This is a genomic window from Psychrobacter sp. GTC18467, from assembly GCF_055397455.1.
The window spans coordinates 2,130,106-2,154,058 of the sequence record NZ_AP038920.1; the positions used below are offsets into that span (position 1 = coordinate 2,130,106).

Genomic DNA, 23,953 nt, shown 5'->3' on the forward strand with positions numbered 1-23,953 from the left:
TAAAACCTACTGGCTTAAAATCAGGCTATCATCCTCAACTTTTTCGCCGCGCGTTTGCTCAAACATATCAAGCAGGTCATGAACACTCATTCCGCGGCGCTTTTCACCGGCTACATCCAAAACAACTTGACCTTGATGCAGCATCACGGTTCGGCTGCCGTGAGCCAGCGCTTGCTGCATGGAGTGGGTGACCATCATGGTGGTTAACTTATTATCATTGACGATTTTGTCGGTCAGCTCAAGCACAAACGCCGCCGTTTTTGGGTCAAGGGCAGCGGTATGTTCATCAAGCAGCAAGATTTTGGACGGCTGCAAAGATGCCATCAGTAAGCTGACCGCTTGGCGCTGACCGCCGGACAATAAGCCCATTCGATCGCTCAAGCGGTTTTCAAGACCAAGCTTTAACACCGACAGCTTTTCACGAAACAGTTCTCGGTTGTTTTGATTTAAGGCAAAATTAAGACCGCGTTTGCCGCCGCGCTTAAAGGCAAGCGCCATGTTTTCTTCAATGGTTAGCGCCTCGCAAGTCCCTGCCATCGGGTCTTGAAACACGCGAGCCACCCAATGCGCGCGCTGATGCGCTGACTTTTTGGTGACATCAATGCCATTGAGCAAGATGGAGCCGCTATCAACTTGCGTGGTTCCACTGACCGCATTTAAAAAGGTGGATTTTCCTGCGCCGTTGGTGCCAATGACGGTGACAAATTCGCCATCAGCAATGTTGAGATTAATCCCGCGAAGTGCCGGATTTTCAATCGGCGTTCCGGGATTAAAGGTTAAGCGCAAATCTTTTGCTTGCATCATAATGATGATTCCTTGTATTGGTGGTTATGATGCTCGCGACCGGCGGCTTAACACTTTACTCTTGGCTTTAGGTAATACGAGTGCCAACACGACCAGCAGCGCGGTGATGAGGTTTAAATCTTGCGGTCCAAAGCCAATGCTGCGCAGGGCGCTACTTGATAGGGCAACTTGAATAAACAGTTTATAAAGCATCGCCCCGATAATGACGGCAAGGGTAATGAGCCAAATGCGCTTAGCCGGAATAATGGTTTCACCAATAATGACCGCTGCAAGACCAATAACAATCGTTCCGATACCAATGGAGATGTCCGCGCCGCCTTGGGTCTGTACAAAAAGCGCTCCGGCAAGGGCAATTAAACCATTGGAAATTGCCATGCCAACGATGGTCATCTTTGAGGTGTTAATCCCTTGAGCTTGCGCCATCCGTAGGTTTGAGCCGGTCGCGCGCATCGACAGCCCAGTTTCGGTATTATAAAACCAATCCAAAAACAATTTGGCTAAAATCACCACCACGCCAATCACCAAGCAGCGCATCCAATAGCCGTTACTGTCGGTGACAAAGCTGCTAAAGACGGTTTGCTCACCAAGCAGCGGTAAGTTTGGTGCGCCCATGATTCGCAAGTTAACTGAATACAGCGCCACCATCACCAAAATACTGGCAAGCAATTGTAAAATTCCCAATTTAACGTGAAGCCAAGCGGTGACAATGCCGGCAGCAGAACCGGCAATCATGCCAAAAAGGCAGGCAAGCCAAGGGTTGACGCCTGCAATAATTGAAATCCCTGCCACCGCGCCGCCAAGCGGAAAGCTACCGTCAGCGGTCAAGTCAGGAAAATCAAGGGTTCGAAACGAGATAAGAACGCCCAAAGCCACCAAGCCGTAAATCAGCCCGCTTTCAAGCGCCCCAAAAAAAGCAATCAAAGACATAAGAAATCAATAAGCCAAAACCAAGCGGCTGACGTCAATGTCAGCGCTTGGGGGAAAATTTAACAGATTAAGCAATCTGCAGTTAGAATAAACCAAAACATGGTGCCTCACTCAGCAGCCGTGACGGTTAACAGTAAAATCGCGTTATTTTACCACTTCTTTGGCTTTATCGATAACCGCTTGTGGTAATGTAATACCTTCAGCTTTGGCATTGCTTGGGCTGACGTACAAGTCAAGCTTTTGCGGGGTATAAACCGGAATTGACCCTGCTTTTTCACCATTTAAAATTTTGGTGACGATTTTGCCGGTTTCGCGACCCAAATCATAATAATTCACCCCAAGCGCTGCCACCGCGCCGCGCTCAACCGAACTGGTATCAGACGCAATCAATGGGATTTTGCTTTCTTTAGCAATTTGGAATAACGACTCGTAAGCGGACACCACGTTATTGTCCGTTGAGGTGTAAATCATATCTACTTTGCCCTCAAGGCTTCGCGCTGCCATGGCAATATCATTGCTGCGCTGGGCGGGCGCTTCATGAACGTTAATGCCAAGCGGGGTTAATTTTTGCTTTAGGTTTTTTAAAATAATCGTTGAGTTCACCTCCCCAGGGCTATAAACGTAGCCGACGTTTTTTAAATCAGGGATGATTTGGCGCATCAGCTCAATTTGCGGCTCGTAGGGCAGGGCATCGGACGCGCCCGTTACGTTCGTTCCTGAACCATCAAGCTTAGGAACAAGTTTGGCTTCAACAGGGTCGGTGACCGCTGAAAATACCAAAGGAATGCTGCTCGTTGCCGCAGCTACCGACTGCGCTGATGGGGTAGCAATGGCAACAATCACGTCTGGGTTGTCCGCGACAAACTGCTTGGCAATTTGCCCTGCCGTTGCGGTATTGCCTTGAGCGCTTTGAAAGTTAACCTTTAAGTTGTCGCCTTCTTTAAAGCCAGCTTCTGCAAGCTCCTCAATCACGCCGCGGCGAACGTCATCAAGCGCGGGATGCTCAACAATGGCGGTAATGGCAACCGTTTTGGTGGCGCTGTTTGAGGCGGTAGCTTTGTCGCCGCCTTCGCTTGCGGTATCGCTAGGCTGGCTGCAACCGGCAATCATCACACTGCAAAGTCCGCCGCACAATAACGCTTTGGCAAATCGGTTTTGGTAAAACATAACAGTCACTCCTGATTGAGTCCGTATCATTTATAAAAAATTGCGTTTATTTTGTCGCCTCAACCTTCGTATTGGCGTTGGCTTTGCTATCGACATTGACCGCGTCTTTCATTAAGTCCGCGCTTAAGGCTACCCCTTGAGCTTTGGCATGAGTGGGGCTGACAAATAAAGTCAGCTTATTCATAACTTCAGGCTTAACTTGATTGACTGGCTCACCATTTAAAATACGATAAACCATTTTGCCGGTGGTTCGACCAAACGCATAATCATTCACCCCAAGTGCGGCAGTTGCCCCGCGCGTGACGCTAAATTCATCCGAGGCAACAATCGGCAATTTTAGCTCGTTTGCCGCTTGCGTCATCGCTTCAAAGGCAGACGCCACATTATTGTCCATTGAGGTGTAAATCACTTGCGCGCGACCTTGTAAGCTTCGCGTTGCCATGCCGATATCGGTAGGTCGGTTTGCTGGAATATCGAGCAGCTTTAAGCCGCGATTGGGAAGCTCAGCTTTTAGGCGGTCACGAAGCGATACCGAATTGGCTTCCCCTGGGCTATAAACATAGCCAACGGTTGTTAAATTTGGGACAATTTTTTGCAATAAATCAAGCTGCGGCGGCAATGGCAGCTGGCTTGAAAGTCCGGTTAAATTGTCCTGAAACGGTTTGCCATCTTGAGTTAATAACTTGGCGCCAACAGGGTCAGACACCGCCGTATAAATAATCGGAACGGTTTTGGTTGCCGTGACCATCGATTGCGCCGACGGGGTCGAAATTGCCACAATCGCATCCGGATTGTCACCGGCAAACTGCTTGGCAATTTGACCTGCCGTTGCCGTATTGCCCTGAGCGCTTTGAAAATTAACCGTTAAATTTTGCCCCTCAACGTAGCCATTATCAGCAAGCTCATCGATGATACCTCGGCGCATGTCATCAAGTGAGGGATGCTCAACGATTTGAGTAATGGCAAGCGTCTTTGCAGGCTGGTCCGCGCTTTTGGTGGCAGCTTCGGACTTGGTCGCTGAACCGGAATCATTAACCGGTTTTGAGCAGCCAACAAGCGTTAAAGCGCTTACAGCAATAGCAGCTAAAGCGGCGCTTGGTCGAAATAAGGAGGCAATCATCATGGTTTTGCAAACCTTTTAATTAGCAGCAATGGGTCGAAAGTTTGAGCGGTAAAATAATGAGCGACCAAATATAATAATATCGGCTATATTATGACAGCAATGTCACTTATCGCAATAAAAAATTACCTAGCATAAATGACTTGTCCGCCAATAATTCAATTAAATGCTATTTTTTAAAAATGGCATGAAAAAAAGACGCCCAATCGAGCATCTTTTTTTTATAAAACGGTTAAATCAAAACCAATAACATCAAAAATTAAGCTAAAACATCGCCAACGGTCGCCTCATCAGGCAACGTAATCACCGTAAGCTTGGTTTTTGGGTCACCTGACGATAAAATCATGCCTTGGGATACGCCAAACTTCATTTTGCGCGGCGCAAGGTTGGTCACGCAAATCACCTTTTTACCCAAAAGCTGACTTGGCTCATAAAACTTACGAATGCCGCTAAACACATTTCGCAGCTCAGCTTCGCCAACATCAAGGCTAAATTGTAGTAACTTATCCGCGCCGTCAACCAAATTGCAATCCAAAACTTTGGCTACTTTCATTTCAACCTTGGCAAAATCATCAATGCCGATGTAATCGCCGTCTTTACTATCGCTGTTGGCTTCATCTTTTTTAGCGTTTTTCTTAGCATCGTCTAGTTTTGTTGCAGTTTGACCAGCGTCCGCGATTTTCTCAAGCGACTCTTTGGATGCGGCAACCATCGCAGCAATATCTTTTTCTTCGATTCGCTGCATAAGCGGTTTAAACTTATTGATTTTATGAGCTAACAACCACTGGTTTCGGCTTTCAAAGCTCAAATCCTCAATGTTTAAAAAATCTTTAGCGTTGGCGGTCAATTCTGGCAATACGGGCGCTAAGTAAACCATCAACTGACGGAAAATGTTGATCGCCACTGAGCAAACGTCCTGAACTTCTTGCTCTTTGCCCTCGATTTTTGCAAGTGACCATGGTTTTTTGTGGTCGATGTACTCATTGGCTTTGTCAGCGCATTGCATGATAAGACGCATGGCGCGGGCAAATTCGCGATTCTCATAAGCTGCGGCAATTTCATCGCCGGTTTTGGTGATGTCTTCTAACAGTTCTGGCTCAGCGCAAATCTCGGTCAGCATACCGTCGTATTTTTTGACCAAAAATCCGGCGCTTCGGCTGGCGATGTTGACCACTTTACCGACAAGGTCAGAGTTGACCTTTTGCATAAAGTCTTCTAAATCAAGGTTAATATCCTCAACTTTGCTGGTCAATTTGCTAGCAAAATAATAGCGCAAATATTCAGGGTGCAAGTGTTCAGCAAAGGTTTGCGCTTTGATAAACGTGCCGCGCGATTTGCTCATTTTCTCGCCGTTAACGGTCAAAAAGCCGTGAACAAAGATTCCGGTTGGCGTTCTAAACTCACTGCCGGCAAGCATGGCAGGCCAAAATAGCGCGTGAAAATAAACGATGTCTTTACCGATAAAGTGATAAACCTCGGTTTTATTTTCGTTTTCTTGCCCCCAGTAACGGTCAAAATCAAGCGCGTTGTCAGTGCCTGCGCGCTTTTCGCACAGGTTTTTAAAGCTTGCCATGTAGCCGACCGGCGCATCAAGCCAAACGTAAAAATACTTGTCCGGCTCGCCTTCAGGACGGTCAGGGATTTTAAAACCAAAATAGGGTGCATCGCGCGAAATGTCCCAGCTGGCAAGACCGGCGTCGAACCATTCTTGTAGTTTGTTGGTGACCGAGGACTGCAAACGATTGTCTTCTTGCGTCCAGTTCTTTAAAAATTCAGCAAATTCGGGCAATTCAAAAAAGTAATGTTTTGACGTTCTTAAAACCGGCGTCGCCCCTGAAATGGTGGAGCGTGGGTTTTTCAGTTCGGTGGCGTGATAAGTGGTGCTGCAAACCTCGCAGTTATCGCCGTATTGGTCTGCCGCGCCGCACTCTGGGCAGTCGCCTTTGACAAAGCGGTCGGCTAGAAATAGCCCTTTTTCAGGGTCAAATAATTGCTCAACGTCGCGGGTTGAGATGTGACCGGCATTATTTAAGCGGCGATAAATCAGCTCTGAAAATGACTTGTTTTCTTCGGAATGGGTTGAGTAATAATTGTCAAAACCAATCATGAAATTGGCAAAGTCGGCTTCATGGGAAGCTTTAATTGTGGCGATATAATCTTCCGGTGCCATGTTATTTTCTTCGGCTTTGAGCATGATTGCCGCGCCATGAGCATCATCGGCGCAAACGTAAGTCACCTGATGACCTTGCGCCTTCATTGCGCGAACCCAAATATCCGTTTGGACATGCTCAACAAGATGCCCCAAATGAATATCGCCGTTAGCATAGGGCAGGGCACTGGTCACTAAAATCTCACGCACAATCATTACCTCGTTCATGATAAAAAATAGCTTATGATACCGTAAATTGGGGTAAATTGCGTTACCCGATTGCAATTAAGCGGGGATAATTTGGCAAGGTCAATAAAAACCAATCATAACTTTTTATTGGCGACACCCTAACTTTGTTTGCGCTATTTTTTGCAAAATTGTTCTGTTATTTTTAACAAAATGGTTTATATTAAGGGCGCATCAGCGTTCAGCGGAGGAAACTTGATGCCATCTGGCAAAGCTAAGCCGTTAACTTTTAACGCAATATTTTAATAATAATTAAAATTAGCAAAAATGATAACTCTTATATCACTATTGGCTAAATCACGTCTTTTCTTGACGATTTTTTAATTCTTTCAGCTAAGTTAGCCTTCTAACTGCCAAAATTAGACAACTTTCAATTATTTTTTTATCAAAAATAATTTTCCGTTTTACTGCAAACCATGAAGCAGTCTTTGCTTTGTGGGTTGTGGTCACAATAATGATGCCTAAACATAGCCCTGCTATCTTTTGCTCAATTCACTATAACTCAAAGATTAAGCCTTGATCTTAATCTTCTTGCGCGCTTGCGCCCTGCTTTCGTCATGTTAATTTTTAATGGCGACGCTTTTTATCACTCTAATAAGGATTATTTTATGACCCAAATTTGCCAAGACTTAACTGGAAAAGTGGCGTTAATTACTGGCGCTGCTGCCGGAATTGGTCGCGATATCGCCCTCACTTATGCCAAAGCTGGCGCAAAAATCGGCGTGGCGGACATTAACATTGAAGGCGCTCGCGAAACTGTGCAAATGATTAAAGACAATGGTGGCGAAGCGCTTGTCATCAATATGGATGTCCGCGAAGAAGACCAAGTCAATAGCGGCACCAAAGAGTTGGTTGATACGTTCGGCGGTCTTGATATTTTGGTGTCAAACGCTGGGATTCAGCTGATTGACCCGATTAATAAAATGAGCTTTGAAAATTGGAAGCGGCTGCTTGCGACCCATTTAGACGGCGGCTTTTTGACCACCAAAGCCGCGGTTGAATATATGTACCCTGAGAATAAAGGCGGCACGATTATTTATATCGGCTCAATCCATGCTCATGATGCCTCGCTATTTAAAACGCCTTATATCACCGCCAAACATGGTTTGCTTGGACTTTGCCGAGCGGTTGCTAAAGAAGGCGCGCCGCACAACGTTCGAACGCACATGATTTCTCCTGGGTTTGTAAGAACCGCAATGGTTAATGACCAAATTCCACTGCAAGCCAAAGAAAAAGGCATCACCGAAGATGAAGTGGTCAACGATATTATGTTGGTCAATACTTTAAATAAAGAATTTACCACCATTGAAGATGTGTCGCAAACGGCACTGTTTTTAGCAGCGTTCCCAACCAATGTCTTTACCGGTCAATCAATTAATGCAAGCCACGGTTGGTGCATGCGTTAAGAGCCACGTTTTGTTAAGTTAACATTTTGCTAAACAGCTCACTTTTTAAACGTTTTAAGCCATAAGGTCGGGCAATCTGGTCTTATGGTTTTTTTATGGGGTCAATTGGGCTAAACTGTGGGGCTATATAAGCATGGGCGCGCTTTGGACGTGATTAGCTTTGAAGTGATGGGTTATATTTTGATGGAATTGGGGAGACTGTGATGATGGACAACGAAGCTTTAGCGCTCAGTTTAAGTAGCGCCGTTGAAAATAAACAGTTTGCACAAGCCATCAGTCAAATTCAGGCGCTCAGACCGATTGATAAAGCCGATGTGATTGCCTTGATGCCGCCAAAGCTTGCTTGGCAATTGCTTGAGCAGCTGCCCAACCGCTCGGTGGTGTTTTCTTATTTAGATACTGACAATCAAGTCAGCATCGCCCAAGTGCCGCCGCGTGAGCAGATGGTGCAGTTAATCACCGAAATGCCAAGCGATGAGCGCGCCGATTTATACAAATCACTGAACCAAGAGCAGCGTGATGCGCTGCTGCCGGCGCTTGCCCAAGTCGAGCGCGAGGACATCCGCAGGCTGGCAAGCTATGAGGAGGGCACGGCAGGGTCGCTGATGACCTCGGACTATGCCACCTTACACATCACTATGAGTGTGGCTGAGGCGATGGCGTGCTTGCGCCGTGAAGCGCCCGATGCCGAAACCATTTATAATATGTATGTTATCGATGCGGCGCGAAAGCTTTTGGGCGTGGTGACCCTGCGGACACTGATTTTAGCAAATCCTGAACAGCCCATCAGCGACATTATGATGAAAACCATCGTTTCAAGTGGCGTCAATGACAAGCAAGATACGGTAGCTAAAAAAATCGCCCGCTATGACTTGATTGCGCTGCCGATTATTGATGAGGGCGGGGCGCTGGTTGGGATTGTCACCCACGATGACGCGATGGACGTGGCAAGCGATGAGGCAACCGACGACTTTCACAAATCAGGCGGCGTGACCACGATGGTTGGCAAGCTAAAAGACGTCAGCATCACCATGCTTTATAAAAAGCGCGTGTTTTGGCTGGTGTTTTTGGTCTTTGGTAATTTATTATCAGGGCTTGGCATTGCTCATTTTGAGGATATTATTGCTGCCAACTTGGTCTTGGTGTTTTTCTTGCCGCTGCTTGTTGATAGTGGCGGTAACGCCGGCTCGCAATCGGCAACGCTGATGGTTCGGGCGCTTGCCACGGGGGATGTGGTCATGCGCGATTGGTTTTCCTTGCTTGGTCGCGAGGCAATTTTAGCCTTGCTGCTTGGGGCTACGATGGCGGTTGCCATTGCCATTATCGGTTATATTCGCGGCGATGCTACGGTGTCTTTGGTGCTTGCCCTGAGTATGGTTTCGGTTGTTATGATTGGCTGTTTGATTGGCATGAGCTTGCCGTTTATTTTAAGCAAATTTGGTCTTGACCCTGCCAGTGCCAGTGCACCGCTGATTACCTCAGTTTGTGATGCCTCAGGCGTTGTCATGTATTTGTTTATTGCGTCATACTTTTTGCCGTTGTCTTAATTTTGCTAAAAGTCATTTGCAAAAAGTCGTTAAAACTAACTGTAAAAATTGCTTCTTAAAAATATAGTTGCAATCGCGTTATACTAAGCTGACTACCCTAACAATAAAAGAGCTGCTATGTTTAATTTTATAAAAAAAAGAGCGCAAGCTCCTGACAGTAATGCCATCGATAAAGTGCTTGCAACTTATCAAATCAATGGCAACAGTATCAAAGATTATCTGACCAAAATGGCACTAAACCAAGATGAGCTGACCCTTGATTTGCGGCTGCCACCTGAAGTTGACCCTGAAACCATTCAGCAGGAACTTGGGTCGTTGCTGCACCTTCATGGTATAACCGTGATTCACATGAATGTTCGCGTGAGCGCCGCGACCAAAGGCGAATCAAAAACCCTGCCAAAAACTACCAATGCGATGGCAAATAAAGGCTCAGCTAACCAAACTCAAGCCAATAATGAGCCGCCCATTACCAAAGCTGCGCCCACGCAAGCTCAGATAGCTCCGCATCCACGGATTCGCCATATCATCGTGGTGGCTTCTGGCAAAGGCGGCGTTGGCAAATCGACCACCACGGTTAATATTGCGCTAGCCCTGCAAAAGCTTGGCAACCGCGTGGGCGTGTTGGATGCTGACATTTATGGTCCAAGTATCCCTGCCATGCTTGGCGCAAGCAAGGTGAAGCCTGAGCTTGAAAATGAGCAGTTTGTACCAATTGAAGCTCATGGTCTTGCGATGTTATCGATTGCAAGCCTGCTTGATTCGGACAACACGCCGGTGGCTTGGCGCGGTCCGAAAGCTACCGGCGCCTTAATGCAGCTTTATAACCAAACCAACTGGCCAAATCTTGATTATTTAGTCATTGATATGCCCCCCGGAACCGGCGATATTCAGCTGACTTTGGCGCAGCGCATTCCAGTGACCGGCGCGGTTATTGTGACGACGCCGCAGCATATTGCGCTGCTTGATGCCCAAAAAGGCATTGAGATGTTCAATAAAACTCACATCCCCGTCATCGGCGTGGTCGAAAATATGGCGCTGCACACTTGTAGCAATTGCCAACATACCGAAGCTATTTTTGGTGAAGGCGGCGGCGAGCAAATCGCTGAGCAATATCACGTGCCGTTACTTGGTCAATTGCCACTGGCAAGCGGTATTCGCAAGCAAGTTGATAGCGGTAAGCCAAGTGTGGCGGCGGACGATGACTTTACCATTTATTACCTTAATATCGCTAAAAATATCGAAGCCAATATCGCCAAATTTGCCAAACCGGTGAACAACCAGCGCATCTTTTAAAATCGTTTTAAGACGCTGTTGAAGTATTTGAAAGCTTGATTGGCGGTATAAATTTTTATCAAAATTGCGTATAATCGACGCTATTTTTACATTTAAAAAGGGTAGAGGTCATCATGTCAATTAAATCTGATCGCTGGATTCGCAAAATGGCCGCTGAGCAGGGCATGATTGAACCGTTTGAAGCTGGTCAAGTTCGCTTTAATGAAGCGGGCGAGCGCTTGGTCAGCTATGGCACCTCAAGCTATGGTTACGATGTTCGCTGTGCCCGTGAATTTAAAGTGTTTACCAACGTTCATTCTGCCATCGTTGACCCCAAAAACTTTGACGAGCGCAGCTTTATCGACATCGTTGGTGATGAGTGTATCATTCCGCCAAACTCGTTTGCGCTAGCAAGAACGGTTGAATATTTTCGAATTCCGCGTGATGTGCTCACCATCTGTCTTGGTAAATCGACCTACGCGCGCTGCGGCATTATCGTCAATGTCACCCCGCTTGAGCCGGAATGGGAAGGTCATGTGACGTTAGAATTTAGCAACACCACCAATTTGCCGGCGCGAATTTATGCCGGTGAAGGGGTCGCACAAATGCTATTTTTCCAAAGTGACGCCGATGATGTTTGTGAAACGAGCTATAAAGATCGCGGCGGCAAATATCAAGGTCAGCGCGGCGTGACTTTGCCTAAAACTTAACACTTTAAATTTTAAACCATAAACACCAAAAGCAATGCGACATCAAATGACGCATTGCTTTTTTTCATGTTGTATAATGAACTTTTCTCTGCTAATTTGACCAAAATATTTATAAAGAGTAATTTTTATCAATATATCATTCCAACTATGTTGATAATTAATTGCTACCTCAATAGCTATCAGCACAACTCATCACCCCTCAGAGGTTGTTATGAATTCAATGAAACATGCGCAAATCTCTGCCCGTCGCCGCGGTGGTCAGCCCAGTGATTATCTTGCCATTCATCAGTTTATCGACAGCACCAAAAACCTTTGCAGTGACAATCGCCATCGTATTTTTCATACCATGTGGGCGGTGAATGAAATCGTTCTTCCTATTTTTGGGCATACCCTCATTAATAGCGATGGCATAGAAATTGACATTAAAGACGTTTGCGAAAAAGACCACTTATTGGTGGATTTTCGCCATCGATTTATCCCCACGATAAGCGATTTTGTCCATGCCATGAAGGGTGAGCTTTGCCCCAGTAAAAAACAGCACATTGAGCAGTTTCATGCCACTTTTGCTTCAAGCCATCCTGCCGTTAGCCGCTTATTGCTGTCGCCTTTGGCAATAACGGGTCAGCTAAAGTCCTTATTATTGACGCATAACAGCTGGTTTATGCTTGAGGTCATACCGCGATTGCCGGAGTTGAACGCAGGGTCAGGTCAAGCTCAGCCTATAATTCACGATTTTAGCTTGTCAGGAAGTGGAATATTTCATGAAATGGCATTTGAGCTTTGGATGGACAATGGTAATGACTATCCGCCCTCCGCGCGCTTGCTTCATCGTCTTTAAAATCAACTTCTTTTTTATCCCAGTGTTATAACAACCAACGCAAAATCAACTAAAGGACGAATCTTATGAGTCAAAAATACGCCATTCACAAGTTTGATTTTATGTACAATGATGAATGGTACGATGCCGACCGTCGTTACGATACCTTGTACCATATTGCAGACGATGAGGTGAGTGCCCGACAGTACTGGGCTGCGCTTGAGCGTGATTCACTAGCAGAGTTTGAACTTGAAAACCTCAGCACTTTTAACAATGGCGAGTTGAGCGAAGCGCAATATCGCGACATTGTCCAATTTATCACTAATGATTGTGGTCTGCCATTAGCGGTAGAGGATGATGGGTTTTTTTATCCTGAGGAGGTTCCGCTTGACAGCATGAACGATGAGCAGCTGCTCACGTTTTTGCAGTTGGCACAAAGCAATCACTATATCTTAAAACCTTATATTTCAGGAGCGCCGCGTTACGTGATTTATACCCAAGAGCGCGGTTACTTGCTGCAAGACCCTAGTGGCTACTCAGAAAGTATTTGGTTTACTCATGATGGAAATGAGGTGATTGCGCAGTACTGTTCGAAAATGTACTGTCATCAAGATGATTTGTATGATAAACAAACTCAGTTGACCGAAGCAGATTTGCAAAATCCAATCGTCCAAAGCTTGATCAATCAGCCTGAAAGTGGCATTCGGATTGATTATAATGCTGATAAAACTCAAGGAACGATTTATTTTGAGGACTGTAGCTCAGAGGTGGTGACCGCGTTAAATGCAGTGTTGCAATGGCCGTCATATAAAGTTCAGCAAGTTGATGATGTGGCTTTTACTAAGATAAGCCAAAATCCCTATGAGCTTTTGCGCGACTAGAACGGGATAAAAATTCAGCTGAACGGACTTGAGCAGTTCAGCTGATTTTTAAGGACTAATCAATAGACTTACTTGAGCACTTTAAGCCCCGCTTTATTGTCGCGTTTGGGCTTTGGCGTTTCAGTGGTATTTTTAGATTCAACTGCCGGCTGATAATCTTCATACTCACTGGGGTCAAAAAACATCCCTTGTGAGTTTTCTTTGGCATAAATCCCCATCACCGCGCTCAGTGGCACCCAAATTTCTTGCGACACCCCACCAAAGCGCGCATTAAAATGAATAAAGTCATTTTGCATGACCATATTTCCGGTCGCGCGGCTTGCAATATTCAGCACAATGCGACCATCTTGAACATATTGTTTGGGCACTTGAACATTTTTTGCAGTGGCATCAACCATCAAATACGGCGTCAACTCATTATCTTCAATCCACTGATAAAGCGCCCGAACCATATAGGGTCGCGTTGGGGTTAAGGTTTCAGAATCACTCATATTATTTTCCTAATATCTTTGTTCATTTTATCGAATACTTGCTTGAAAACTTTGGCGTTCAAATAGCCGATTTTGATAGTCAATAAGCGGTCGGCTAATTGTCCGCGGCAGTTTAATCGCCATTTCATCAAGCCGCCAAAGCAGAGGGGCTAGCAAAACATCACACCAACCAAACTCATCGCTCATAAAATAAGGCTTGTGGGCAAATAAAGGCGAAAGGGTGATTAATGAATCTGACAGCTGTTTTTTTGCCAATAAGGCGCTTTTGTCATCGAAGCTGTCGGGGTGGGTGAGTAGCTGCTTGGCAAGCACAAGCCAGTCATTTTGAATTCGCCAAGCCAACTGCCGAAACTGCGCCCGAGCTTGCGGCGATTCAGGAAGCAATTTGTTATTGTGATAGCGCTCCTCTAAATACTCAAAAATCACATTGATTTCATAAAGGGCTATCTCGCGCTGTTGTAAGACGGGCAAAGTGTTATAAGGGTTTAATTCTGCCAAATCTTCAGGGCGCTCAAAATCAAGTTTAGACAAGTAATACGCCAACTGCTTTTCTTCTAATAATAGCCGCACCACATGGCTGTTGTAACCATCATCGGCATATAAAATCAGCTGCGAGCTTGGAATGTTTGCCGAATCAATCATGACATCCTAAGGAGTTTAAAAACAATTATCGTAAACAATGTTACTCATATTGGCAAGCAATAAACAAGGCTTTGCCGCTTTTACTCAATAATGACCATAAAAAAAGCACTACCGAAGCAGTGCTTTTTTATCGAAAACCAAACTATTTTACGTCTTTCCAGTACTCTTTGTTAAGCAGGTAAACTGGAATGAGAAGTACAAGTAAGAATAAAATCACAAAAGCGCCGTAAACTTTGCGGTCATGACGGGCAGGCTCTGCCATCCACGCCATAAAGTTAACGAGGTCACCAACTTCAGATTCAAATTCTTCTTTACTCAGCTCCTCTTGCAAGTTATGAAGCACGTGCGGCATGGCAGCGTTTTTGAGAACAAGGTTGTTCGCCCCCCAAGGTCGGCTTGGGTCTTCATAAAAGGATAAAAGGTAGGTATAAACCCAATCATCACCGCGAAGCCGTGTTTCAAGCGATAAATCCGGCGGCGCCGCCCCAAACCAAGACGCTTGAACTTCAGGGTCAATCTCTGCATCAATTTGATCGCCAATTTGATCGGTAGTGACCATCAAATACTTTTCAACCAATTCCGGCGGAATCTCCAAATCCTTAGCGATTCGTGAGTAGCGAACATATTTAGCAGAGTGACAACCGGCGCAGTAGTTTAAAAACATCTTAGCGCCGTTTTGCAAGGAGCCTTTATTGGTAAAGTCAATTGGGGCTTTGCTACACGCTAAGTGCTCGGTGGCACCTTTGGCATTAACGAATGTGCCGCAGCCTTTCCCTGATGCCATTGCGCCTGTTGCTGACAACGCTAATGCCGCACCTAAGCCCAAACCAGTTAAGGATTTTGTTAGGGTGTTCATCAGTGACCTCCAGTGACGCGTTCAGGTGGCTGTTTACACTTCTCAATTGAGGTGTAAATTGGCATCAATAAGAAAAATAAGAAGTACAAAATGGTAAAGATTCGCGCCATGATGGTTGCTGTTGGTGTTGCAGGCGTTGCCCCAAGGTAACCCAATACCACAAAGCTGACTGCAAAAATCGCAAGGGCAGCTTTTGACATCATTCCTTTATAACGGATTGAGCGTACAGGCGATCTGTCAAGCCAAGGAATCAAGAACAGAACGGCAATTGCCGCGCCCATCGCGATAACCCCACCAAGCTTACTAGGAACGGCGCGCAAGATTGCGTAGAACGGCGTGTAGTACCAAACTGGGGCAATGTGCTCCGGCGTTTTCAGGGAGTTTGCAGCCTCAAAGTTTGGTGGCTCAAGGAAGAAGCCGCCGCCTTCTGGGAAGAAGAACACCACGGCAAAAAAGCAAATGAAGAAGACCACAATCCCGACCATATCATGAACGGTATAGTAAGGATGGAACGCCACCCCATCAAGTGGAACGCCGTTTTTGTCTTTAAGCTTTTTAATGTCAATGCCGTCAGGGTTATTTGAGCCCACATGATGCAGGGCAACCAAGTGCATAAACACCAAACCGACCAGTACCAAAGGAATGGCAACCACGTGCAAGGCAAAAAAGCGGTTAAGGGTAATCCCTGAGATGATATAATCTCCGCGAACCCACTCGGCAAGACCATCACCGATGACCGGTAAAGCGGCTGGCAAGTTAAGAATAACCTGAGCGCCCCAAAATGACATGTTGCCCCAAGGAAGTAGATAACCAAAGAAGCCTTCCGCCATCAGCGCGAGGTAAATGCCCATTCCGATGAGCCAAACCAGCTCACGCGGCTTCTGATAAGAGCCGTAAAGTAGCGCTCGGAACATATGTAAGTAAACCACAACGAAGAATGCTGAAGCCCCCGTTGAGTGCATATAACGGATAAGCCAGCCGCCTTTCACATCGCGCATGATGTATTCAACCGAAGCAAACGCCCCTTCAGCGCTTGGGTTATACATCATAGTTAGCCAAATGCCGGTAACCAATTGGTTTACCAAGACCACCATGGACAATACGCCAAAAAAGTACCAAAAGTTAAAGTTTTTTGGTGCATAATATTTGGACATGTGGTATTCATAGGTTTCAGTCGCCGGAAAGCGCGCGTCCACCCAATGCATGAATCGTTTTCCCAAACTCATTGTTAAGCCTCCCCAACCGTCAAGATGGTACCATCCATGCTATATTCTGGGATGGGTAGATTAAGCGGAGCCGGAACGCCACTATAGACGCGACCTGCAAGATCATATTTTGATCCGTGACAAGGGCAGAAAAATCCGCCAAACCAATCATTACCGCCAAGATCAGCCGCGCCAACGTCAGGGCGGTAGTTTGGGGCGCAGCCTAAATGCGTACAAACGCCTTCGACCACCAAAATAGCAGGATCAAGTGAGCGCGATGGATTTTTGCAGTACTCAGGCTGAACAGAAGATGCTGAGTCGGGATCAGAGAGTAGGGATTTTACTTTTTCTAGGGTGCTGAGCATCTCTTCGGTACGCTTAACCACATAGATTGGCTTGCCGCGGTATTTAACCACGATCATCTGTCCTGCCTCGACAGAACCGATATCTTGGGTTACCGCAGCGCCGGCAGCTTCTGCTTTAGCACTTGGATACCAAGACCGAACAAAAGGGGTCGCCACCGCAGCGACGCCAGCTGCCCCAATTGCAGCAGTTGAGGCAATAAGAACTCTACGGCGTTGAACATTAACGCCTTCGGCATGGCTCATCAATACTTCCTCCAGGTGAATGAAATGGGATTATCCCACACTGGGTTTGTGACTTAGAACTCTGCAATATCAATTACAAGCCACGTTAGCTGTGCCTAATTTTGCTAATTGTTGCTATTCTAAGCTATTTTGGTCATAAAATAAATTATTGCGTTAAAAATAAAAACAGCTCATGATAAGTTTTTCAAACTGTCATGATTAAAAAGGTAAGATTTGCTAATTATAAGCTATCTAAAGAACTTTAGGCGCTCTATTATAAGCCAATTTACTGAACATTATGCCAAAATTCTAAGTTATTGCCTTAAAAATGATAGGGGATTTTATGTTTAGTAAATCATAATACTGGTAAAGTTATCGATAATAAGCTTTACCAGCCCGTTACCTTTTTGTTAGCCCTCAAGTTCATCCCAACGTTCAAGCTTTAGCATCAATTCCTCATCTATGGCAGCTAAGCGCTCACTGGCTTTAGTTGCCGCTGCCATGTCTGTGGTAAACCATGAGCCATCAGCAAGTTTTTCTTGCAGCTCTTGTTGCTCAGCTTCCAAAGCGGCAATTTCTTTGGGTAATAAATCAAGCTCGCGCTGATCATTAAAGCTTAGTTTTTTGCTAGGTTTTGCAACTGCCTTGGGGGCAGCGGCTTGAGCGCTTTTTTTATCAGCCGCTATTTTCTTGCTGTTTTTGGCTAAAATGGCATCACTGCGCTCTTTTTGGATTAAATATTCTTGATAGCCACCAACGTATTCATTGACAATGCCGTTGCCATCCTCGTCTTTATCAAACACCCAAGTTGAGGTGACGACATTATCCATAAATGAGCGGTCGTGGCTGATGAGTAAAATCGTACCATTAAAGCTTGCCACCGACTCTTCTAACAACTCAAGAGTTGCCATGTCCAAATCGTTGGTTGGTTCATCAAGCACCAAAATATTAGCAGGCTTGAGAAGCTGCTTGGCAAGCAGCACACGGTTGCGCTCACCCCCCGATAGCGCTTTAACCGGCGTTCGCGCGCGCTCAGGGGCAAATAAAAAGTCTTGCAAATAGCTCATGATGTGAGTTTTACGACCGTTGACTTCGATATAATCTGAGCCTTCGGACACGTTTTGTGCCACACTGGCTTCTAAATCAAGCTGATCGCGGAGTTGGTCAAAAAACGCCACTTGTAAATTGGTGCCAAGAGTGATGCTGCCTGACTGGGTAACTTCATCGTCGGACATGCCAAGAAGTGCTTTAATCAGCGTGGTTTTGCCCGCGCCATTGGGTCCAATAATGCCGATTTTATCGCCGCGCATCACGGTGGTGCTAAAGCTGTCCACCAAGACATTACCGTCATATTCAAGGTGCAAATTTTTAACTTTACAAACCAGCTTGCCGCTTTTTTCGCCATCATTCATGCTGATATTGACGTTACCAACTTGCTCACGGCGCTCGCGGCGCTCTTCACGAAGCGCTTTGAGCGCTCGAACGCGACCTTCATTGCGGGTTCGGCGCGCTTTAATCCCTTGACGAATCCAAACTTCTTCTTGGGCTAATTTTTTATCAAAGTTGGCATTGCTTTTTTCTTCGGCAATCAATTGCTGTTCTTTGAGCTCTTGATAGCGGGCATAGCCTTTAGCGCCTTGAGTGACGTCGTAGCTGGTCAGCTGACCACGGTCAAGCTCAATGATGCGCGTGGCAAGCTTATTCACAAAGGCGCGATCGTGGGTAACAAACAAAAGCGTCAAGCCTTGCCAATCAAGTAAAAAGCGCTCAAGCCACTCGATACTGTCCACATCTAAATGGTTAGTTGGCTCATCAAGCAGTAAGACATCCGGACGCGTGACTAAAGCTCGCGCCAGCAAAACGCGGCGCTTGCGACCCCCTGACAAGGACGCCAAATCCGCTTGTGGATCAAGCCCCATGGTGTCAATCAAGCGCGTGGCTTCGCGCTCCAAATCCCAACCATGAACCGCATCAATGTCATGCTGTAAGGTTGCCATTTGCTCACAAGCGTTCATGTCGCCCATCGCGCATAGCTCCACTTGCTCATTATAGCTTTTTAGCAGCTGAGCAGTTCGCTGATTGCCGCCCATCACGATATCTAAAATCCGGCCGCTCGTCTCAGGAACGTCTTGCTCAAGCATGGCAACGCGAGTGCTGCCATTAATAATAACCTCACCGCTGTCGGGAACAATGCTGCCATTAATAAGCTTAAATAAGGTTGATTTGCCCTCACCATTGCGACCAATCAAGCAGACGCGCTCGCCGGTTTCAAGGCTAAAATCAATGCCGTCCAAAATCGGCGCGACACCAAAGGCAAGATGAATATTTTTAAGATGAATTAAAGCCATAGGGATTGTAAACTTATACTTATCAAAGTGAAATTGCGCTAAAATGATAGGCAGTATAGCATGACCGGCTTTAACTGTATCTACTGCCTTAAAATTTTGTAAGGGTTTGCTAAGTCAGACTTTAGGGCATGTTAAGCGTCATAGTCCAATGCCACAATAACTACAGAGCGATAACCATGAAAAAGCACAAAGCATTAAAAGATGAGGCGACAGAGCAAATTTTAGACGCCAACGTAGAGGCGCAATTGGTTGAGTTGCAAATGAATGTGGCGCATTTAGAGTTGACCGTGGAGCAATTAAATCTTGTTATTACCAAACAAGATCATCAGTTGCGAACGCTTCAAAGACAATTGCAGTTGCTATACCAACAAATTGAGGGCGCTCAAGAGGACAGCGGCATTGCGCCTTTTAATTTAATCGATGATAAACCGCCGCATTATTGATTGAAATTGTTAAGATTACTCAAGTTAAAACTAAGAGGACAAAATTTATTTAATGAAAATGAACTTGCCAGTCATATTGACGTAATAACCTTGCTAAAATGTTGTTTTGCTATACAAAAGCCATTACTATCTTTATTAATGGACATCTTTTTAAAATTAGATGACCATGATTGACCTGCTCAAAATCAGGAAAGGACAATACTATAATAAGGAAGTTTGGAGATAAATTATGCGCAAAGTTTTTCAGTGGAATTCATTATCTATAGCCAAATCACCCTAAAAATGTTATAAAATAAAACATCTTAACTAACACCTCAATGAATCATGACCTATTCCTTAGACTTTCGCAAACAAGTGCTTAAAAGCTTAGATAAAGGCATGACCTTTGCTGAAGCTGCCGTATTTTATGACATCAGCCCGACCACCATTCAAAAGTGGAAGAAGCGGCTTCACAGTAAAACCACTCGCAATGTCACCGCGCGAAAGATACCCGATGATGCGTTGCGTAAAGACGTTGAAGACTATCCCGACAGCTATCATTACGAACGTGCTGCCCGCTTGAACTGCAGTGCCTCAGGGATTTGTGAGGCATTAAAGCGCTTGGGAATCAGCAAAAAAAAAGACCTTAGAACACCCAAACGCTTGCCCGATGAAAAGAGCTGAGTTTGAAGCCAAGCTTCAGTGCTTCAAACAGCAAGGCTTTCCCATCGTTTATATGGACGAAAGTGGCTTTGAGCATGAAACGATAAGACCATATGGTTATGCACCGATAGGTAAGCCCTGTATCGACAGCGACAATTGGCAAGGCAAAAAACGTACCAACGTCATCGGAGCTTTATATCAAAAGGCCTTGTTTGCGCTAGAATTCATTGAAAAGAACGTCAATTGGCGGGTGATTTATGACTGGTGCAAGTACAAACTGATTCCAAGCCTTAAAACCAAATGTGTGATTGTTATGGATAACGCCTCCTTTCACAAAAACCGTCGCATTGCCAAACTGCTCAACCGTCATGGTCATCGTATCCTTTGGCTGCCGCCTTACAGTCCTGACTTAAATCTTATCGAAAACAAGTGGGCTCAAGTAAAATTCTTAAGACAAGGTTGGATAGAAAATGACTTATCAAAGCTGTTTTATGACATTCATCCAAACCATAACTCTTTTAAAGTGAACTGACTATATTGCCGTTGCCGCTTTTTCAGTCGCAAGCATAGCAAATGCCGCCGGTCTTGACCGCTCGGGACAAGACATCACCGCCTTTTTGCAAGATGGTCTTTATGCCGAAGCCAGCTACACTTATTTGGACGCGGATGTTGGCGGTTATGACAATGCTTATATCGGCACCGATAAAGATGCTTTTCAAAAAGGCAATAAAATCGATGACATGGCAGAGTCGTATGACTTTTTCCGTTACGGCGTCAAAGCTGATTTGAACGACACCTTTAGCGTTGGGGTGTTATACGATGAGCCGTTTGGGGCAGCGGCAAACTATTCAGGAAATAATGATTTTGTGGCGCAAGGCAACCTTGATAATTCAGCCAAAAATTTTACCAATGGTCTTTATAACAACTTTTCGGATTTAAACACCGATTTTACTAAGGCTCGCAATACGGCGGTTACTGAAGCCGCTAATGCCGCTCAATATGCTAAAGATGCCGCCATTGCTCAACAAGCGGGAAATGCTGTAGAAGCTCAAAGACTTGGGGCACTAGCTCAGCAATCTGTAGCAGTCGCTCAAACGGCTAGATCTAAAGCAGAAGCACTAGCGCCTGCGTTAAGCTCAGTAGAAGCTGAATTTAATAATAAAGGTGAAGGCACTCAGGTTGAAGTTCGTACCGAAAATATCACAGGTATTTTAGGCGCGAAATTCGGCGCCAATAAAGAATTTCAAATTTATGGCGGTCCTGTGGCTCAGCGCGTTCAAGCGGACGTGAAGCTTCGCGGTATTGCTTATGGTCCTGCAACCGGCTATAGCGCTTATATCAGCCCTGACCAAGATTACGGCTGGCTTGTTGGTGCCTCGTATAGCAAGCCTGAAATTGCATTAAAGGCGGCGCTAACGTATCGCTCAGAAATTGATCACGATGTGAATGTCGCTGAAGTTTATCCTTTGGTTGCCGCGTTGGATCAAAACCCAAATCAAAGCAATACCATGCGAATTACGACGCCAAAATCAGTCAACCTCGATTTCCAAACTGGGGTTACTCCAACTATGCTAGCTACGGCAAAGGTGCGCTGGGTACCTTGGAGTGATTTTGCAATTGTACCGCCACTTTATAATGAAGTCAGCAAGCGTGCGACAGGTGATGATAAAGGCTTACCACTGGTAAGCTATGATAAAGACCAATGGATGGTTGAATTGGGACTTGCCAAGCGTTTAACCGAAGCCTTAGCGGTGACGGGTAACATTGGTTGGGACAGCGGCGCGGGCGATCCTGTGACTTCATTAGGTCCGATTGATGGCTATTATAGTGCAGGACTTGGCGCAAAATACAACCTCACTGAAAACTGGGCGATTTCCGCCGGTGGTAAGTACTTATGGTTTGGTGATGCCAAAGGTAAATTGCCAACCGACAAAATCGTTGGCGAATTCACCGACAACGATGGCTACGCACTTGGCGTAAAAGTATCCTATCAAGCCAAATAATTTTTTATAACAAAGTCATAGTAATAAAAAAGCGACCGCTCATTGGTCGCTTTTTTATTGTGCTTTAACATTAACGGTTCAGATGTTGCTCCATCTCATTAAATTTTGCAATAACCGTTGGTTTTGGTTCACCGGTTGCGAGGCTCACGATAACAATAGCAATTGAGCTTAAAATAAATCCTGGAACGATGGCGTAAAGCCAATCATTAAGCGGCATACCGTTATACTGCAAGCCGCCATAAACCCAAATAATCACCGTTAGCGCGCCAACAACCATTCCGGCAACCGCGCCGTTTCGGTTCATCCGTCGCCAAAGTAAGCTGAACACCACAAGCGGCGCAAATGCCGCGCCAAATCCTGCCCAAGCGTGAGAGACAAGGCTTAATACCGAGCTTTCAGGGTTGGATGCTAGTAAAATAGCAATGACAGCCACTAAAACAACCGAAATCCGACCTACCAAAACTTGTCTGGCTTCCGGCGCGGTTTTATCAAAAAACAGCTTATAAACGTCTTTGGTGAGCGAGCTTGACACCACCAAAAGCTGCGAGGAAATCGTACTCATAATCGCGGCTAAAATTGCCGCAAGTAAAAATCCCGAAACCAGCGGATGAAATAAAAACTGGGTAAATACCAAAAATATCGTTTCAGGGTCATCAAGGCTCATGGCGGTTTTTTGAACATAAGCGCGACCTGCAAAGCCGGTCATCAGCGCGCCAATTAAGCTGATAATCATCCAGCTCATGCCGATATTTCGCGCCGTTGGAATGTCTTTGACCGAGCGGATTGCCATAAAACGCACAATAATATGCGGCTGACCGAAGTAGCCAAGCCCCCAAGCTAATAGCGATATGATGCCAATCACCGTCATTCCGCTGGTGACATTTAATAAATTGGGGTCGATATTGCGAAGCGTATTGGTGGTGGCGCCCACGCCGCCAAGGTCGGTAAACGCCACTACCGGAACGATAACCATGGCAAATAGCATGATGACGCCTTGAACAAAGTCGGTCATCGATACCGCCAAAAAGCCGCCAAATAGTGTGTAAGCAACGACCACGCCTGCAGTTACCCAAAGCCCTGTGCTATAAGATAAATTTAAGGAGCTTTCAAACAACTTGCCGCCGCCAACCAAACTTGCGGCGGTATAAACGGTAAAAAATAAAATGATGACGACCGCTGAAATGACCCGAAGTAAATGCGAGGTATCCTCAAAGCGGTTGGCAAAATAATCGGGGAGGGTAATGGCATTGTCCGCAACCTCGGTATAAACTCGAAGCCTTGGCGCGACGATAATATAGTTTAAAAATGCGCCGCAGGTTAGCCCAAGCGCAATCCAAACACTCACCACGCCATCGGCAAACATGTAGCCCGGCAGCCCCAAAAGCAGCCATCCTGACATATCGGACGCCCCCGCCGACAGCGCCGTCACCGCAGGTCCTAAATTTCGACCACCAAGCATATAGCCTTCAGCATCGTTATTTTGCTTGAAATAAGCATAAATCCCAATACCAATCATCACCAAAAAATACGCCCCAAGAGAGACCAAAATCCCACCAGAAACTCCATTCATAATTGCTTCCCTTAACCAACGTTGTTGGCAATCGTGATGAGCTATACCGCTGTTTTAAAATTTTGTCTTAAGCTTTGTTAACTTCAAAACAAAGCCCAAAGCTTTAAATTAAAAATTTTA

22 protein-coding genes are annotated in these 23,953 nt (G+C 45.7%); 10 read left to right on the forward strand and 12 right to left on the reverse strand.

Translation table 11 applies throughout. The features are described 5' to 3' along the window. Nucleotides 1-6: 6 nt before the first annotated feature. The 5 genes from ACZ5XY_RS09530 to metG form a co-directional block, all read right to left on the reverse strand. The gene (locus ACZ5XY_RS09530; RefSeq protein WP_464741104.1) at nucleotides 7-804 is read right to left on the reverse strand and encodes an ABC transporter ATP-binding protein; all 798 of its coding nucleotides are present in this window, start codon (nucleotides 802-804) and stop codon (nucleotides 7-9) included. Between the two features lie 24 nt (nucleotides 805-828). Beyond that, nucleotides 829-1,731, reverse strand: a complete 903-nt coding sequence (locus ACZ5XY_RS09535; RefSeq protein WP_464741106.1) for an ABC transporter permease — start codon at nucleotides 1,729-1,731, stop codon at nucleotides 829-831. A 144-nt stretch (nucleotides 1,732-1,875) separates the two neighbouring features. Then, on the reverse strand, nucleotides 1,876-2,898 hold the full coding sequence (locus ACZ5XY_RS09540) for an ABC transporter substrate-binding protein (protein WP_464741108.1): 1,023 nt from the start codon (nucleotides 2,896-2,898) through the stop codon (nucleotides 1,876-1,878). Nucleotides 2,899-2,944: 46 nt separating this feature from the next. Beyond that, nucleotides 2,945-4,021 carry an ABC transporter substrate-binding protein gene (locus ACZ5XY_RS09545; protein WP_464741110.1) on the reverse strand — a complete coding sequence of 359 codons (1,077 nt, stop codon included), beginning with the start codon at nucleotides 4,019-4,021 and terminating at the stop codon, nucleotides 2,945-2,947. Between the two features lie 256 nt (nucleotides 4,022-4,277). Beyond that, complete coding sequence (gene metG / locus ACZ5XY_RS09550; RefSeq protein ID WP_464743855.1) at nucleotides 4,278-6,383, reverse strand: methionine--tRNA ligase; 2,106 nt, start codon at nucleotides 6,381-6,383, stop codon at nucleotides 4,278-4,280. A gap of 638 nt (nucleotides 6,384-7,021) precedes the next feature. Between metG and ACZ5XY_RS09555 the strand changes: the two genes are divergently transcribed. From ACZ5XY_RS09555 to ACZ5XY_RS09580, 6 genes are all read left to right on the forward strand, one after another. Further along, entirely contained in the window at nucleotides 7,022-7,819 is a 798-nt protein-coding gene (locus ACZ5XY_RS09555; protein ID WP_464741112.1) for a 3-hydroxybutyrate dehydrogenase, read from the forward strand. Between the two features lie 206 nt (nucleotides 7,820-8,025). Further along, nucleotides 8,026-9,366 carry a magnesium transporter gene (gene mgtE / locus ACZ5XY_RS09560; protein WP_464743857.1) on the forward strand — a complete coding sequence of 447 codons (1,341 nt, stop codon included), beginning with the start codon at nucleotides 8,026-8,028 and terminating at the stop codon, nucleotides 9,364-9,366. A 117-nt stretch (nucleotides 9,367-9,483) separates the two neighbouring features. Further along, complete coding sequence (gene apbC / locus ACZ5XY_RS09565; protein WP_464741114.1) at nucleotides 9,484-10,659, forward strand: iron-sulfur cluster carrier protein ApbC; 1,176 nt, start codon at nucleotides 9,484-9,486, stop codon at nucleotides 10,657-10,659. Nucleotides 10,660-10,772: 113 nt separating this feature from the next. After that, complete coding sequence (gene dcd, locus ACZ5XY_RS09570; RefSeq protein ID WP_464741116.1) at nucleotides 10,773-11,348, forward strand: dCTP deaminase; 576 nt, start codon at nucleotides 10,773-10,775, stop codon at nucleotides 11,346-11,348. A 211-nt stretch (nucleotides 11,349-11,559) separates the two neighbouring features. After that, nucleotides 11,560-12,186 (forward strand): DUF6915 family protein, encoded by a 627-nt coding sequence (locus ACZ5XY_RS09575; RefSeq protein ID WP_464741118.1) that lies wholly within the window; start codon nucleotides 11,560-11,562, stop codon nucleotides 12,184-12,186. A gap of 65 nt (nucleotides 12,187-12,251) precedes the next feature. Beyond that, on the forward strand, nucleotides 12,252-13,046 hold the full coding sequence (locus ACZ5XY_RS09580) for a hypothetical protein (RefSeq protein WP_464741120.1): 795 nt from the start codon (nucleotides 12,252-12,254) through the stop codon (nucleotides 13,044-13,046). 68 nt (nucleotides 13,047-13,114) lie between these two features. On the opposite strand, the gene ACZ5XY_RS09585 is transcribed toward ACZ5XY_RS09580, so the two are convergent. The 6 genes from ACZ5XY_RS09585 to ACZ5XY_RS09610 form a co-directional block, all read right to left on the reverse strand. After that, nucleotides 13,115-13,537, reverse strand: coding sequence for a ClpXP protease specificity-enhancing factor (locus ACZ5XY_RS09585; RefSeq protein WP_464741122.1), 423 nt, complete (start codon nucleotides 13,535-13,537; stop codon nucleotides 13,115-13,117). Nucleotides 13,538-13,564: 27 nt separating this feature from the next. Next, nucleotides 13,565-14,179: a glutathione S-transferase N-terminal domain-containing protein gene (locus ACZ5XY_RS09590; RefSeq protein WP_464741124.1), complete on the reverse strand. Its 615-nt coding sequence runs from the start codon at nucleotides 14,177-14,179 to the stop codon at nucleotides 13,565-13,567. A gap of 142 nt (nucleotides 14,180-14,321) precedes the next feature. Then, complete coding sequence (locus ACZ5XY_RS09595) at nucleotides 14,322-15,035, reverse strand: cytochrome c1 (protein ID WP_464741126.1); 714 nt, start codon at nucleotides 15,033-15,035, stop codon at nucleotides 14,322-14,324. Next, entirely contained in the window at nucleotides 15,035-16,240 is a 1,206-nt protein-coding gene (locus tag ACZ5XY_RS09600) for a cytochrome b (RefSeq protein WP_464741128.1), read from the reverse strand. Before ACZ5XY_RS09600 ends, ACZ5XY_RS09595 begins: the two co-directional genes overlap by 1 nt. 23 nt (nucleotides 16,241-16,263) lie before the next feature. Continuing rightward, complete coding sequence (petA, locus tag ACZ5XY_RS09605) at nucleotides 16,264-16,848, reverse strand: ubiquinol-cytochrome c reductase iron-sulfur subunit (RefSeq protein WP_464741130.1); 585 nt, start codon at nucleotides 16,846-16,848, stop codon at nucleotides 16,264-16,266. A gap of 389 nt (nucleotides 16,849-17,237) precedes the next feature. After that, entirely contained in the window at nucleotides 17,238-19,175 is a 1,938-nt protein-coding gene (locus ACZ5XY_RS09610) for an ATP-binding cassette domain-containing protein (RefSeq protein WP_464741132.1), read from the reverse strand. Nucleotides 19,176-19,351: 176 nt separating this feature from the next. On the opposite strand from ACZ5XY_RS09610, the gene ACZ5XY_RS09615 reads away from it, so the two are divergent. The 4 genes from ACZ5XY_RS09615 to ACZ5XY_RS09630 all read left to right on the forward strand — a co-directional run bounded on the left by ACZ5XY_RS09615 (nucleotide 19,352) and on the right by ACZ5XY_RS09630 (nucleotide 22,263). Next, complete coding sequence (locus tag ACZ5XY_RS09615) at nucleotides 19,352-19,618, forward strand: SlyX family protein (RefSeq protein WP_464741134.1); 267 nt, start codon at nucleotides 19,352-19,354, stop codon at nucleotides 19,616-19,618. Between the two features lie 324 nt (nucleotides 19,619-19,942). Continuing rightward, on the forward strand, nucleotides 19,943-20,281 hold the full coding sequence (locus ACZ5XY_RS09620) for an IS630 transposase-related protein (RefSeq protein WP_464741096.1): 339 nt from the start codon (nucleotides 19,943-19,945) through the stop codon (nucleotides 20,279-20,281). Continuing rightward, complete coding sequence (locus ACZ5XY_RS09625; RefSeq protein WP_464741094.1) at nucleotides 20,268-20,792, forward strand: IS630 family transposase; 525 nt, start codon at nucleotides 20,268-20,270, stop codon at nucleotides 20,790-20,792. The genes ACZ5XY_RS09620 and ACZ5XY_RS09625 overlap by 14 nt, the downstream gene beginning before the upstream one ends. Before the next feature lie 4 nt (nucleotides 20,793-20,796). Beyond that, nucleotides 20,797-22,263 (forward strand): outer membrane protein transport protein, encoded by a 1,467-nt coding sequence (locus ACZ5XY_RS09630; protein WP_464743859.1) that lies wholly within the window; start codon nucleotides 20,797-20,799, stop codon nucleotides 22,261-22,263. 70 nt (nucleotides 22,264-22,333) lie between these two features. Here the strand turns inward: ACZ5XY_RS09630 and putP are convergent, their stop codons facing one another. After that, complete coding sequence (gene putP / locus ACZ5XY_RS09635; protein WP_464741136.1) at nucleotides 22,334-23,833, reverse strand: sodium/proline symporter PutP; 1,500 nt, start codon at nucleotides 23,831-23,833, stop codon at nucleotides 22,334-22,336. Between the last annotated feature and the right edge of the window lie 120 nt (nucleotides 23,834-23,953).

Coding starts and splice junctions, on each gene's coding strand:
- ACZ5XY_RS09530 (WP_464741104.1), bottom strand. CDS start 804: ATGATGCAAGCAAAAGATTTGCGCTTAACCTTTAATCCCGGAACGCCG.
- ACZ5XY_RS09535 (WP_464741106.1), bottom strand. CDS start 1,731: ATGTCTTTGATTGCTTTTTTTGGGGCGCTTGAAAGCGGGCTGATTTAC.
- ACZ5XY_RS09540 (WP_464741108.1), bottom strand. CDS start 2,898: ATGTTTTACCAAAACCGATTTGCCAAAGCGTTATTGTGCGGCGGACTT.
- ACZ5XY_RS09545 (WP_464741110.1), bottom strand. CDS start 4,021: ATGATGATTGCCTCCTTATTTCGACCAAGCGCCGCTTTAGCTGCTATT.
- metG (WP_464743855.1), bottom strand. CDS start 6,383: ATGATTGTGCGTGAGATTTTAGTGACCAGTGCCCTGCCCTATGCTAAC.
- ACZ5XY_RS09555 (WP_464741112.1), top strand. CDS start 7,022: ATGACCCAAATTTGCCAAGACTTAACTGGAAAAGTGGCGTTAATTACT.
- mgtE (WP_464743857.1), top strand. CDS start 8,026: ATGGACAACGAAGCTTTAGCGCTCAGTTTAAGTAGCGCCGTTGAAAAT.
- apbC (WP_464741114.1), top strand. CDS start 9,484: ATGTTTAATTTTATAAAAAAAAGAGCGCAAGCTCCTGACAGTAATGCC.
- dcd (WP_464741116.1), top strand. CDS start 10,773: ATGTCAATTAAATCTGATCGCTGGATTCGCAAAATGGCCGCTGAGCAG.
- ACZ5XY_RS09575 (WP_464741118.1), top strand. CDS start 11,560: ATGAATTCAATGAAACATGCGCAAATCTCTGCCCGTCGCCGCGGTGGT.
- ACZ5XY_RS09580 (WP_464741120.1), top strand. CDS start 12,252: ATGAGTCAAAAATACGCCATTCACAAGTTTGATTTTATGTACAATGAT.
- ACZ5XY_RS09585 (WP_464741122.1), bottom strand. CDS start 13,537: ATGAGTGATTCTGAAACCTTAACCCCAACGCGACCCTATATGGTTCGG.
- ACZ5XY_RS09590 (WP_464741124.1), bottom strand. CDS start 14,179: ATGATTGATTCGGCAAACATTCCAAGCTCGCAGCTGATTTTATATGCC.
- ACZ5XY_RS09595 (WP_464741126.1), bottom strand. CDS start 15,035: ATGAACACCCTAACAAAATCCTTAACTGGTTTGGGCTTAGGTGCGGCA.
- ACZ5XY_RS09600 (WP_464741128.1), bottom strand. CDS start 16,240: ATGCATTGGGTGGACGCGCGCTTTCCGGCGACTGAAACCTATGAATAC.
- petA (WP_464741130.1), bottom strand. CDS start 16,848: ATGAGCCATGCCGAAGGCGTTAATGTTCAACGCCGTAGAGTTCTTATT.
- ACZ5XY_RS09610 (WP_464741132.1), bottom strand. CDS start 19,175: ATGGCTTTAATTCATCTTAAAAATATTCATCTTGCCTTTGGTGTCGCG.
- ACZ5XY_RS09615 (WP_464741134.1), top strand. CDS start 19,352: ATGAAAAAGCACAAAGCATTAAAAGATGAGGCGACAGAGCAAATTTTA.
- ACZ5XY_RS09620 (WP_464741096.1), top strand. CDS start 19,943: ATGACCTATTCCTTAGACTTTCGCAAACAAGTGCTTAAAAGCTTAGAT.
- ACZ5XY_RS09625 (WP_464741094.1), top strand. CDS start 20,268: ATGAAAAGAGCTGAGTTTGAAGCCAAGCTTCAGTGCTTCAAACAGCAA.
- putP (WP_464741136.1), bottom strand. CDS start 23,833: ATGAATGGAGTTTCTGGTGGGATTTTGGTCTCTCTTGGGGCGTATTTT.